A 12,456-nucleotide genomic window follows, 5' to 3' on the forward strand; every position below is an offset into this window, starting at 1 on the left:
CAAGGTGAAAATTAAGCGCTTTTTAGCCAAGGATATGCGAACCGCTTTGGACCAGGTTAAGGAAACCTTGGGCGCCGATGCGGTGATCATGTCAAACAAAAAAGTGACCGGCGGTATCGAGATTGTAGCGGCAGTGGACTATGACAATTCGGGGGCGGGGCAGACTGCTCCTGGTCATTCCCAGCCGGCCGCTTGTCATTCCCAACCGGCCGCTCGTCATTCCCGTGAAAACGGGAATCCAGGCCAGTCCCCACAAGCACCTAGCCAGTCGCTAGATTCCCGCCTACGCGGGAATGACGGCAATGGGCACGGGAATGACGCAGGGTTGCGCGGGAATGACGCCGTATCTTTGAGTCATTCCCGTGAAAACGGGAATCCAGGCCAGTTCCCACAAGCACCTAGCCAGTCGCTAGATTCCCGCCTACGCGGGAATGACGCCGGTGGGCGCGGGAATGACAGCGAGGCCGAAACCGACAGCCTAGACGCCTTGCTGCAACGCCAGCAAAAGCACCGTCAAAGCTTAGCGCAACAGCCAGCCACCTCGGACGCTGACCTGCCCAAGTGGGCCCAAGCGCTCGTCGCGCAAGAAACCGGACAAGCCGCCAACACAGCGTCAGACAAAGACTTTGCGCCTTATCAGCAAGACATTCTGAACAAACCCAAGTCAAGCGCCCAGCCTGCCGCTGCCAGTCAAAGCGAAGTCGACCAGCTCAAAGCGCAAATGGCGCAAATGAACCAGCTGCTCACTCACCAACTGGCCAGCTTAATGGACAGCCATCAACAGCGTGTCGACCCTATGGGTTCCATGGTGGAGCAATTGCTGCGCGACGGCGAGTTCAGCAAAGACATCAGTTCGTTACTGGGCCAACAAGCCGGGCAAGTACCAGCGCAAAGCATTCCCCAGCAACTGCCAAAGATGCTGGCAGAGTGCATTAACTGCCCGCAAACCGACGTGATTCTGCGCGGTGGGGTTGTGGCGTTGGTCGGACCGACTGGCGTGGGTAAAACCACTACTCTAGCTAAACTGGCCGCCCGCTATGCCGCTCGTTATGGCGCCGACCAGCTAGGCCTGATTACACTGGATCACTATCGAATCGGCGCTTACGAGCAACTAGCCACCTATGGCAAGATTATCGGTTGCATGGTGAAGTCGGCGAGTAACATCGAAGAGCTGGAATCAGCCCTGAATGTGATGCGCAATCGCTCGCTGGTTTTGATCGATACCGCGGGCATGAGTCAAAGAGATTTGCGTTTAACGGCTCAGTTGCGCGAATTAGCGGCGGATAGTCGCATCCCAATTCAAAATTATTTGGTATTATCAGCAACTGCTCAGGGGAAAGTTATCGCCGAAGCGGTGAAGCAGTTTAGTCAAATTCCGCTGAAAGGCAGTATTTTAACCAAGATGGACGAAGCCGTTTCTCTTGGAGGGGCGCTGAGCGTATTGGTGCGCGAACAACTCGAACTGACCTATGTCACCAATGGTCAGCGAGTGCCAGAAGACCTGCAGTTGGCCGACGCTTTGCAGGTGGCGGCCCAGGCGATAAATAACATTGAACAAGAACAACAATTTAACCTGGCAGGAGCAGTTGAATGACCGGGGATCAAGCAAACGGTTTACGCATGATGAATGAAATGAAATTGAACGGAGTCAAGGTCGTTGCCGTGACCGGCGGTAAAGGCGGCGTAGGTAAAACCAGTGCATCGATTAATACTGCTGTAGCGCTGGCCGAAAAAGGCAAGAAGGTAGTGGTGCTAGACGCCGACCTTGGTCTGGCGAACGTAGATGTAATGTTAGGGTTGCGCGCCGATCGCAATCTATCCCATGTTATTTCGGGCGAGTGCGAGCTCGACGAAGTATTGGTCGAAGGCCCTAAGGGCATCCAAATTATTCCAGCCACCTCTGGCACTCAATCCATGGTAGAGCTAAGCCACGCGCAACACGCGGGGCTAATTCGCGCCTTCAGCGAAATGCGCACCCCGTGCGATGTGCTGATCGTTGATACCGCTGCAGGTATTTCTGACATGGTGCTGAGTTTTTCGCGCGCTTCGCAGGACGTGTTAGTGGTGGTGTGCGATGAGCCAACCTCGATTACCGATGCTTACGCCTTGATCAAAATTCTAAGCCGCGAGCACGGGGTTTTCCGCTTTAAAGTGGTGGCCAACATGGTTCGCAGCTTGCGCGAGGGCATGGAGCTATTCGCCAAACTGTCTCGAGTGACCGACCGCTTCTTGGACGTTGCACTAGAGCTTGTGGCGACCATTCCGTTTGACGACAATCTGCGCAAAGCGGTGCGTAAGCAAAAGCTAGTAGTGGAGTCCTTCCCGAATTCGCCAGCGGCCATTGCTTATCAGGGCCTTGCCAGCAAAATCATCAGCTGGCCAATTCCGCAGCAGCCCGGCGGGCACTTAGAGTTTTTTGTTGAGCGCTTAGTACGTGAGCCTCGCGCGACAGAGGAAAGCAATGCTCGGTAAGGCAGCCGGTTACGCCGCATACCAAGACAAAGACGCCAAGACTTTACTGGTGGAGCAACACGCGCCATTGGTAAAGCGCATCGCTTTGCACCTAATGGCGCGTTTGCCCGCCAGTGTGCAGCTCGATGATTTATTGCAATCAGGCATGATTGGTCTGTTAGAAGCTGCCTCTAAGTTTGACGGCAGCAAGGGCGCCAAATTCGAAACCTTTGCCGGAATTCGAATTCGCGGCGCCATGTTAGACGAAATGCGCCGCGGCGACTGGGTGCCGCGTTCGGTACACAGAAACAGCCGCTTGGTTGGTGAAGCGCTCGAGTCGCTAGAACAGCAGCTGGGCCGTGAACCGACGGACAACGAAGTTGCCGCACATTTGAATATGAGTGCTAACGACTACCACGCCATTGTCAAAGACGTGGCAGTGGGCAAGTTGGTGGGTATCGAAGATTTGGGTACGCCCATCGATACTCTCGCAAGTGCCGTACAGGGCGAAAATAGCGCATCGCCGACGGACAATAATTACGACCAACTGGCCGAAGAGCGCTTTTCAGTGGCCATGGTCGAAGCCATCAAAGCCTTACCCGAGCGGGACGCTTTGGTGCTTAGCCTCTACTACGATGAGGCCTTAAACCTAAAAGAAATTGGGGCCGTACTCGAGGTCAGCGAATCGCGAGTGAGCCAAATATTGAGTCAGGCAATGGCGCGCTTGAAGACCAAATTGCGCGCTTGGACCCAAACATAATTAGAAGTTTTGATTCGAGCCTTGCTCGAAATTGTGACGGGAGGTCACTTTGAACAAGAACATGAAAGTGCTAGTGGTAGACGACTTTGCCACCATGCGCAGAATCATTAAAAACCTACTGAAAGATCTGGGCTTTACCAATATCCACGAAGCAGACGATGGTCAGACTGCGCTGCCCATGTTGCGCGATGGCTCGTTTGAATTTGTGGTTACCGATTGGAACATGCCAGGCATGCAGGGCATTGATTTACTCAAAGCCATTCGCAGCGACGATTCGCTAAAGCACTTGCCAGTTCTGATGGTGACGGCGGAAGCTAAGCGCGACCAGATCATCACCGCAGCGCAGGCCGGCGTAAACGGTTACATCGTTAAGCCATTCACCGCCGCGACCTTAAGCACCAAGCTAGACAAAATCTTTGAGCGTCTGGGCTAATCCAGACTTGCTAAGCCGCGCTTTTGCGTAAAGTTTTCACGCAAAGCGCCGATAGCTAGTCAGGACAGGTTTGCCAGTCGTTCGTCAGTGAAGCGAACACCAGACGCAAACCAACGCCAACGAATATTGGAGAAGTAGCCATGGCGCTGGATTTGGATCAAGAAATCCTTCAAGACTTTTTGTTAGAAGCTGGGGAAATCCTAGAGCAATTATCGAGTCAGTTGGTGGAGCTGGAAAACAGCCCCGACGACCAAGAATTACTCAATGCCATTTTCCGAGGATTCCACACCATTAAAGGTGGTGCCGGCTTTCTAAGTTTGACCGAAATGGTCAACGTCTGTCATGGCGCTGAAAATCTGTTTGACCAGTTGAGAAATGGCGTGGCTCAAGTCACTCCAGAGCTGATGGATTTGATTCTCGAAGTCACCGACTCGGTCAACTCTATGTTTGCTCAGTTGCAAGCCGGTCAGCCACTACAAAGCGCGCCGCAACAGCTTCTAAACGCGATTGACCAGGTCAATCAGCAACTCTCTGACGGTCAGCCGATAGCTCCAAATGCAGCGCCAGTGTCAACTCCGGCAGAGCCTGCGACCACCACTCAAGTCAACGACATACTCCAAGACGAATTTGACGACTTGCTCAATGCGCTAGAAGGCGAATCTAAGCCCGCCGAACCTGCGGTCGTCGAAATTCCCGAAGCGGCTGCTAATACTTCAGACGATATCAGCGATGATGAATTTGAAGCGCTGCTAGACCAACTCCACGGCGAAGGACAGTTCTCGGCACCCGCGACTGAATCGACTTCCGAACCCCACAACGCTGCTGAAAACGCGCCAGCTGCCAGTGAAAGCAAGCCTAAGGCCAAACAAGAGCCGGTGATTGCTAAGCCACAAGCAGAAACCACAGTACGGGTGGATACCGCTCGTTTGGACACCATTATGAACATGGTGGGTGAGTTGGTGTTGGTGCGCAATCGCCTCTTGTCTCTCGGAGTTAGCCGCAGTGACGAGGCCATGAGTAAAGCCTTGGCCAACTTGGATTTAGTCACCGCCGACTTACAAGGCGCTGTGATGAAAACCCGCATGCAGCCAATTAAAAAGGTATTTGGCCGCTTCCCTCGTGTGGTAAGAGACTTGGCGCGCTCGCTCAACAAAGAAGTGAAGCTAGAGCTGATTGGCGAAGACACGGACTTGGACAAGAACCTAGTCGAAGCACTAGCCGATCCCTTGGTGCACTTGGTTCGCAACGCGGTAGATCACGGGATAGAAACCCCTGAGCAACGTCAGGCAGCCGGTAAGCCAAGCTGCGGTCAAATCAGCCTGTCAGCCTCTCAAGAAGGCGACCACATTTTGCTGCAGATTCGCGACGATGGCGCGGGCATGGACCCTGAAAAACTCAAAGCCCTAGCAATCAAACGCGGCGTATTGGAGCCTGATGCGGCCGAGCGCATGAGCGACTCAGAAGCCTTTAACCTGATTTTTGCCGCAGGGTTTTCCACCAAACAAGAAGTGTCTGACGTATCGGGCCGTGGTGTGGGTATGGACGTAGTAAAAACCTCCATTACTCAACTAAACGGCACGGTCGACATTCAAAGCGAAATGGGTGTCGGTACCCATCTTGAGATTAAAGTGCCGCTGACCTTGGCGATTATGCCGACTTTGATGGTTAAAGTGGCACAGCAGATATTTGCCTTACCTCTGTCAAACGTCAGTGAGATCATTGTGCTGGAGCAGGGCAAGACCAATATGGTCGACGGTCAGCGCACCCTGATAGTGCGCGATAAAGCCATTCCGCTGTTCTACTTAGACGAGTGGCTAAAAGACATTCACGGCGAATTGCCAGAGACCCAAGAATCGGATAGCCGCCACGTAGTGATTGTGCAGATCGCTAATCGCCTGATTGGCTTTGTGGTGGACGGTTTGATTGGCCAAGAGGAAGTGGTTATCAAACCTTTGGGTGAGTTATTGCAAGGCACGCCGGGCATGTCCGGTGCCACCATTACCTCGGACGGTGGAATTGCGCTGATTTTGGATGTTCCAGGGCTGCTCAAACACTACGCCGGAGCCAGCTAGCGGGACAGCAAGGACGATAATGAAAGTTAAAGTGTTAGTGGTAGACGACTCGGGCTTTTTTCGCCGCCGTGTCAGCGAGATCCTTACTCAAGACCCGATGATCCAAGTCATCGGGCAGGCTGAAAACGGTCGTGAAGGTGTGCGCCTAGCCAAAGAGCTAAAGCCTGACGTTATCACCATGGACTTAGAAATGCCGGTAATGAACGGCATTGAGGCGGTTGGCGCTATCATGGCCAGCAACCCAACCCCAATTTTGATGTTCAGCTCGCTAACCCATGAGGGGGCGCGAGCCACTTTGAATGCACTGAATGCCGGTGCTGCCGATTACATCGCTAAAACCTTTGAAGAGATCACCAAAGACGACAGCCATTCAGTCACTTTGCTGCGCAAGCGAGTGCGCGAATTGGCTCGCCAAAGCCGTCCTCGCTCGCTCAAAAGCACGACCAGCGACAATAAGTCTAGCGAGACAAAGACCGCCAAGCCAAACGGGGAGCTTAAGGTCCACGAGAGTGAGATTCGAGTGCCGCGCCGTCGTGCATGTTCATTGCAGGCGATTGCCATTGGTTCTTCAACCGGTGGCCCTGTGGCTTTGCAAACCTTGTTATCGGCGCTACCGGCAGGCTTTCCGGCACCGATTTTTATTGCTCAGCACATGCCGGCGGCCTTCACTCCAGCCTTTGCCGAGCGCTTAGATAGCAATTGTGCGGTGAAAGTAAAACACGCCAGCGATGGCGATTTAGTAGAAAACGGCGTGGCTTATTTGGCGCCTGGTGGCCAGCAAATGATGCTAGAAGCCTCGGGAGCTGGGTATCGAGTGCGAGTCCTCGAAGGGCGTGCTGATTTGACCTACAAGCCGTCCGTGGACGTACTGTTTGCCTCGATTGCCAAGGTTTACGGGGCTCGCTCCTTGTCACTGGTGCTCACTGGTATGGGCGCTGATGGCCGCGAAGGCGCGCGTTTGCTCAAGCAGGCCGGTGGCTCAATTTGGGCGCAGGACGAAGAGTCTTGCGTGGTGTACGGCATGCCGCAAGCGGTAGTCAGCGAAGGTTTAGCCGAGGCGGTTTTACCGATTGAACAATTTGCCGGCGCCTTGATGGGTGAGGTGCGTGGTGGCTAGCGCGAGTCGTACCACGGTGCATAAGCGCGGGGCCAAAGTACCTTGGTTGTCGCTGTACGCATTTTTAGCCAGTGTGGCTGCTTTCACCTTTGGTGTGTACTGGAGTGATAGCGCGCTTGAAAATCAAGCGTTGCAACAAAGAATTACCGAGCTTGAGGCCTCACAACTGCTGCTGGTGGTACCCGAGGAACAAGCCGCAGCGCTGGCGCGCTGGGTTGAGACCAACCCGCAGCTGGAACAAGTCATTGCTCAGGCGCGACAAGCCCCTGAAGACGATGGTTTAAAAGGAATACAAATTCGTCCACAAGCCAACGGTGGGGTGCTAATTACCACCCGTGAGTGGGATCTAGAATCACGAGCCGATTTGGGAGGCGCACGATGAAAGTCTGGACAATCGCTAACCAAAAAGGCGGTGTCGGAAAAACCACCACAGTGGTTACCATTGCCGGTGTGTTGGCCAAAATGCGCCATCGAGTGTTGGTTATCGATACCGATCCGCACGCCTCCTTAGGGCATCACTTTGGCATTGATAGCGACGCTCAAACAGCGACCTTATTCGACTTATTTCAAACGCCTAAGAATCTCAACCGCAGCAAAGTATTGCACTCTGTGTACCCAACCTCGGTAGAGAACATCAGCTTAATGCCGGCCAGTATCGGCTTGGCCACCATTGACCGTCGTTCCGGTCAACAAGATGGCATGGGACTGGTGCTGGCAAACACGGTCAAGGCGTTGCAGGACGACTTTGATTACATTCTAATTGACTGCCCACCAGTGCTTGGCGTCTTGATGGTTAACGCGTTAGCCGCCTGTGACCAGGTGTTAATTCCAGTGCAGACCGAGTTTTTGGCGCTTAAGGGGCTGGATCGTATGGTGAACACTCTGACCATGATGGGCCGCTCGCAAGGGCGTCAGTACGCTTACACCATTATTCCGACCATGTTCGACCAAAGAACCAAAGCGGCAAAAAGGGCTCTAGCTCAATTGCAATGCGATTTTCCTGCCAAGCTGCATACCTCGGTTATCCCTGTTGATACTCAATTCAGAGAGGCAAGCTTAAAGCGACTGCCCTTGACACACTGTGCGCCAAATAGCCGTGGGGTCGATGCCTATCGACAGTTAACCAAAGCCGTGATGGCCAAGGAGGCCGTGCATGGCTAATCCGCAACAGGCGCTAAGCGATTACCTCGAATGCCTACTGACACCGGCGAACCAAGCCGACAGTAAATCGAAAAAAGCGGTGGCGGAGCCGAAGCTTGCCTCTAAGTCTGCGTCCAAATCAGTCAACCCGGTGAAGGCGACCACGGTTGAGTCAAATCTTGCTGCGAAATCGACGAGTGTGGAAACCGCGCCCGATTGCGGTGAGGCGGCGACAGCCGCAAAACCTGCTGTCGAACAAACAGCGCTACCGGACGCGCCAAAACAAACCGTCACCGCCGAGCCGAAACTTGTCTCAAAGCCAGTTGCACAGACTGCCTCAGAGCCACCCAAGCCAAGCGAAGTGCCGAGTTTATTTTTCAGTGCAGAGAATTACACTGCCGCTATTCCGCTGACCGAGCTTGGAGAGATAGTTGCCATCGATGGCCTTCACCAAGTGCCCGGCGGCGAGCCCTGGATTTTGGGTGTCCAAAACTATCGCGGCAAAAGTCTTAAAGTGGTGGATTGGCCAGCCTGGATCCACGGCAAAGCCGGTTCCATCGACAATTATCATTTCGTGTTAGTGCTAAAAGACAGCCACTTTGGCATTGCTTGCCAAAAAGATGTTTACAGCCGCATTGTCGGCGAGAGTGACATAGGATGGCGCAAAGGGGATAGCGGCCCTAAATGGAGCGCCGGCATGATTAAATCAGATTTGTGCCATCTACTGGATAGCCAACAACTAATTGCCGCGCTTGACGGCGACAACTCCTGAAACGAGAGGACAACATGAGCCAGGTTGTACAAGACAAGGAAGAGCAAAGCAGCGAAACCCTGCAACAATGGGTAACCTTCAAGCTGGACGATGAGGTTTACGGCATTAACGTGATGCAGGTGCAGGAAGTGCTGCGTTACACTGACATCGCACCGGTACCAGGTACTCCTGAGTATGTGCTGGGTATTATCAACCTTCGTGGTAATGTAGTGACAGTGATTGATACTCGTCGCCGCTTTGGCTTGTCGCCAGGCGGAGTTGACCAACACTCGCGCATCGTCATTATTGAAGCAGAAAAGCAGGTGGTCGGCATTCTGGTCGACAGCGTTGCTGAAGTGGTTGACTTGGGTAGTAGCGAAATCGACAGCGCCCCGCATTTAGGCACCGAAGAAAGTGCCCGCTTTATTCAAGGGGTGAGCCATCGCGAAGAAGAGTTGTTGATCTTGGTGGATCTCAACAAGCTTCTATCAGACAAAGAATGGGATGAATTAGCAGCACTATGATCAGTAACGATTGGTTAATCGTCATCGGTTTCATTGGCTTTGCCTTTGGACTGGTGTTGATGCAGCGCCAACTGGCGCAGCAAAATAAGCGTCTAAATCAGCAACAAAAGTTGCTGGATGATTACGAGATGCAACAAGGATTACTCAAACAAGAAATACAAGAATTGCGCAGCGGCACCCTAGGCGTTGGCCGTCGCTTACAGGAGTTGCAGCAAGGTATTGTTGAGCAGCAACAACAGCTTGAGGAAGTGAGTCAGCAAGACCCTCAGGCCAAGCTGTACGCCCGTGCCAGCAAAATGGTGGCTCTGGGGGCCAGCCTGGACGAAATTATCGCCGAGTGCGAAATTCCTCGCGCCGAAGCCGAACTTTTGCTTCGCCTCAATCAAGCAAATAGCGAATAAAAGTAAACGCCTGAGGGTCCATTTGACACAGGCGTTAACAAATAACGTTTTGTTCGTTGTGAACCTTTCAGTATGCTATACGGGTACATAAGTCGATTGATTGACTGACGCCAGCATTCTTTTCCGTTTTCATATTCTGGCGAAACCCCGATAGGATTATCATTGTGAAGTCTTGTTTAATTACCAGTACCAAAGCCTTTGTGTTGGCTTTTAGTTTGTTTGGTGCTGGTTTGGCTCAGGCAGAGCCAGAGTCTCAGGTGGAAGCCAAACCCGAGACAATTACCCCTGCCGACCTGATTGAAAAAGATCCCCGCGACCCGTTTGAAAACTTCAACCGCGCCATGTGGGACCTTAACTACAACTACTTGGACCGTTATCTGTATCGTCCGGTGGCCCGGGGCTACCGCGACTATGTGCCAGACCCCGTGCAAACCGGTATTTACAATGTGGTGCTCAACCTTGAAGAGCCGCAATCAGTAGTCAATAACATTCTCCAAGGTAAACCCAAGTACGCAGTCAATGCCGCAGGACGTTTTGTGGTTAACTCAACGGTTGGTATTTTGGGCGTAATTGACGTTGCTGGTTACGTGGGCATGGAGCGCAAACTCGACGACTTCTCAGAAGTCATGGGTTACTACGGCGTTCCCGACGGGCCTTATTTTATGTTGCCAGTGGTTGGCCCCTATGTGGCTCGGGAAATCGCCTTTGATTGGGTCGATGGTACTTACTGGCCGCTATCAGAGCTTAACTTCTGGGCCTCGGCGGCAAAGTGGGGCTTAAAGAACCTGCACAAGCGTGCCAAAGCGCTCGAACAAGACGGTTTGATTGACAATGCCATCGACCCATACTTGTTCGTGCGCGATGCCTACTTCCAACACGTGGCCTTTAAAGTGTACGATGGCGAGCCGCCTATCGATGATGACGACGATGAGCTGCTTGACGACTACCTTGACGAACTGGACTAGAACGACGACACTCAGAGTATCTGCGCGATGACGCAGAAACTTTGGGAGTTACATGGACTTATCTGGAATTTCGGTACTGGTGGTCGAGGACGATCCGGTGTTTCGGCACCTACTCTCTGAATACCTGATACAACAACAAGCGCAAGTTTTCCAAGCCGGTGACGGCCAACAAGGACTGGACATGCTGCAATGGCATAGCCCAGATATCGTGCTGGCTGATTTAAGCATGCCTGTGCTTTCTGGGCTTGAGATGATCAAGTTGATGCAGCCTCAGTTTAGCGATATTCCTGTGGTGGTGATTTCCGGCAACCACTTGATGGCGGATGCCATGGAAGCACTCAAACTCGGTGCTGTCGATTACCTAACTAAGCCCATTGCTGATCTAAAACAAATTGGGGAGCTGGTGCTCGAGCAGGTCAAAATGGCGCCGCTCAAGCGCGAAGCGGAAGGAGCGCAACAGGAACTGGATGAAAACCTTGAAGCGCTTGCCCAAGATGCCGCTACCGCTCAAATCGCTCAGTTATCCTTGTTTCCAGAAGCCGCGGTACAAGGTAGCGAAAGCGAGATTGGTTACACCATAGTCCACTCAGGAGAAGTTTCTAGTGTGTATCTGGAAGTGGTGCCAATTGACGACCGTCGACAAGCGTTCTTGTTTGCCAAAATCTACGCCAACCAGCCAGGCATGGCCTTTAGCAGTATGTTGCTGCGCACCTGTGTGAATCACAAGGTACAAGAGTTTCAACGCGGCGCCAGTCGCGTGGTGAGTCACCCCAATACTATGCTGGCTCACATCAACCAGACCCTGTTACAAAGCGGCGCGGGCATCACTATGGATATCGCCTACGCCTGCTACGACTCAGAATCTCAACGTTTATCCCTAGGCCAACTCGGACATGGGGTTCGCAGCATGGTTCGCCAACAGCAAACCTTATTGCCGATTGTCATGCCCAACACGCCGGCGATGGGCCAACAGCCCCAGGTGAATCCAGCCACTCACTACCGCACCATGACGTCAGACCAAGCACTAGTGCTGATTTGTGGTGGTCTGCCTGCTCGCGAAGCACTGCAAGCGAACCAACACCGCGGCGTGGTGCGCAAAGACGTTGAGCAAGACTATGGTTACTTGTGCTTTAGCCTGAGTTAGCTTGGGCCTGATTAGGTGCAGATTGTCCGTTGGTCTTAGCCTGTCCCTGATTGCGCTTCGCTCTTATTAAACTCCCCAGCATGCGCCCAATGACATTGTTTTCCTCTAGCAGCTCTTTACAGGCCTGTGGGTCAATTAGGCCCGCTTGTTGGCCAATAGTGAGTTGTGTGGCTAGTTCGGCATTGCTTCCAATCGCTCGCTCTAGATAGCGAATACACTCGGTCTTATCTCTGCGATTCTGCCCGTGGGCAATACTGGTGGGAATCGCCAGTGCCGTCGTAGTAATTCGGTCTTTAAGCGCGTTGTTGTCGCACATTCCTATGATTTGCACCACGGCACAGGCCTGATTGGTGCTCTTTTTCCAAACGTTGAGATCTTCGTAAAACATTAGCGACTCCATGTGAAAGGGTTCGCTATTAGTAGAGCTTTGATTGGGTGGTTCGGTAATCGGTCAAAAGGAGGAATTGCTTGTAGTTTTTGGATTGGGACGGCAAGTTAGCCTAATCTTGTCATTCCCAGCTGGACTGGGAATCTAGCCAGTTGCAACAGGCTTCCATTGGCCCGCTCCCGCATGTCATTCCCAGCTTGACTGGGAATCTAGCCAGTTGCTACCGGCTTAAGTTGGCCCAAAGCTGTCATTCGAATGTGGGCGAATACTGTGAGGAATTGGCTGTTTGTTCGAACTTTATTTTACACTT

The 12,456-nt window shown here is 52.7% G+C and carries 14 protein-coding genes; 13 read left to right on the forward strand and 1 reads right to left on the reverse strand.

Translation table 11 applies throughout. The features are described 5' to 3' along the window. The first annotated feature begins 4 nt into the window (after positions 1-4). The 13 genes from flhF to CLC93_RS11030 all read left to right on the forward strand — a co-directional run bounded on the left by flhF (position 5) and on the right by CLC93_RS11030 (position 11,758). Positions 5-1,594 (forward strand): flagellar biosynthesis GTPase FlhF, encoded by a 1,590-nt coding sequence (flhF, locus tag CLC93_RS17735; RefSeq protein WP_095506001.1) that lies wholly within the window; start codon positions 5-7, stop codon positions 1,592-1,594. Next, on the forward strand, positions 1,591-2,472 hold the full coding sequence (locus tag CLC93_RS10975) for a MinD/ParA family protein (RefSeq protein ID WP_095506002.1): 882 nt from the start codon (positions 1,591-1,593) through the stop codon (positions 2,470-2,472). Before flhF ends, CLC93_RS10975 begins: the two co-directional genes overlap by 4 nt. After that, positions 2,462-3,211 (forward strand): RNA polymerase sigma factor FliA, encoded by a 750-nt coding sequence (locus tag CLC93_RS10980; RefSeq protein WP_095506003.1) that lies wholly within the window; start codon positions 2,462-2,464, stop codon positions 3,209-3,211. Before CLC93_RS10975 ends, CLC93_RS10980 begins: the two co-directional genes overlap by 11 nt. A 49-nt stretch (positions 3,212-3,260) precedes the next feature. Continuing rightward, complete coding sequence (gene cheY / locus CLC93_RS10985) at positions 3,261-3,644, forward strand: chemotaxis response regulator CheY (protein WP_095506004.1); 384 nt, start codon at positions 3,261-3,263, stop codon at positions 3,642-3,644. Positions 3,645-3,784: 140 nt separating this feature from the next. Next, the gene (locus CLC93_RS10990; RefSeq protein WP_095506005.1) at positions 3,785-5,716 is read left to right on the forward strand and encodes a chemotaxis protein CheA; all 1,932 of its coding nucleotides are present in this window, start codon (positions 3,785-3,787) and stop codon (positions 5,714-5,716) included. A gap of 19 nt (positions 5,717-5,735) precedes the next feature. Beyond that, complete coding sequence (locus tag CLC93_RS10995) at positions 5,736-6,833, forward strand: protein-glutamate methylesterase/protein-glutamine glutaminase (RefSeq protein ID WP_095506006.1); 1,098 nt, start codon at positions 5,736-5,738, stop codon at positions 6,831-6,833. Further along, entirely contained in the window at positions 6,823-7,215 is a 393-nt protein-coding gene (locus CLC93_RS11000; RefSeq protein ID WP_095506007.1) for a hypothetical protein, read from the forward strand. Before CLC93_RS10995 ends, CLC93_RS11000 begins: the two co-directional genes overlap by 11 nt. Next, a complete protein-coding gene (locus CLC93_RS11005; protein ID WP_095506008.1) occupies positions 7,212-7,994 on the forward strand; it encodes a ParA family protein in 783 nt (260 codons plus the stop codon). Before CLC93_RS11000 ends, CLC93_RS11005 begins: the two co-directional genes overlap by 4 nt. Then, the gene (locus CLC93_RS11010; protein WP_095506009.1) at positions 7,987-8,745 is read left to right on the forward strand and encodes a chemotaxis protein CheW; all 759 of its coding nucleotides are present in this window, start codon (positions 7,987-7,989) and stop codon (positions 8,743-8,745) included. The genes CLC93_RS11005 and CLC93_RS11010 overlap by 8 nt, the downstream gene beginning before the upstream one ends. Positions 8,746-8,759: 14 nt before the next feature. Next, positions 8,760-9,248 (forward strand): chemotaxis protein CheW, encoded by a 489-nt coding sequence (locus CLC93_RS11015; protein WP_095506010.1) that lies wholly within the window; start codon positions 8,760-8,762, stop codon positions 9,246-9,248. Beyond that, on the forward strand, positions 9,245-9,649 hold the full coding sequence (locus CLC93_RS11020) for a DUF2802 domain-containing protein (RefSeq protein WP_095506011.1): 405 nt from the start codon (positions 9,245-9,247) through the stop codon (positions 9,647-9,649). The genes CLC93_RS11015 and CLC93_RS11020 overlap by 4 nt, the downstream gene beginning before the upstream one ends. Before the next feature lie 164 nt (positions 9,650-9,813). Beyond that, complete coding sequence (locus CLC93_RS11025) at positions 9,814-10,614, forward strand: MlaA family lipoprotein (protein WP_245837144.1); 801 nt, start codon at positions 9,814-9,816, stop codon at positions 10,612-10,614. Positions 10,615-10,666: 52 nt separating this feature from the next. Then, a complete protein-coding gene (locus CLC93_RS11030) occupies positions 10,667-11,758 on the forward strand; it encodes a response regulator (protein WP_095506012.1) in 1,092 nt (363 codons plus the stop codon). Here CLC93_RS11030 and CLC93_RS11035 read toward each other — a convergent pair. After that, positions 11,745-12,146 (reverse strand): four helix bundle protein, encoded by a 402-nt coding sequence (locus CLC93_RS11035; protein WP_169902974.1) that lies wholly within the window; start codon positions 12,144-12,146, stop codon positions 11,745-11,747. The genes CLC93_RS11030 and CLC93_RS11035 overlap by 14 nt on opposite strands. Positions 12,147-12,456 lie beyond the last annotated feature (310 nt).

It is taken from the genome of Paraferrimonas sedimenticola (assembly GCF_002282855.1).
Taxonomy (GTDB): Bacteria; Pseudomonadota; Gammaproteobacteria; order Enterobacterales; family Shewanellaceae; genus Paraferrimonas; species Paraferrimonas sedimenticola.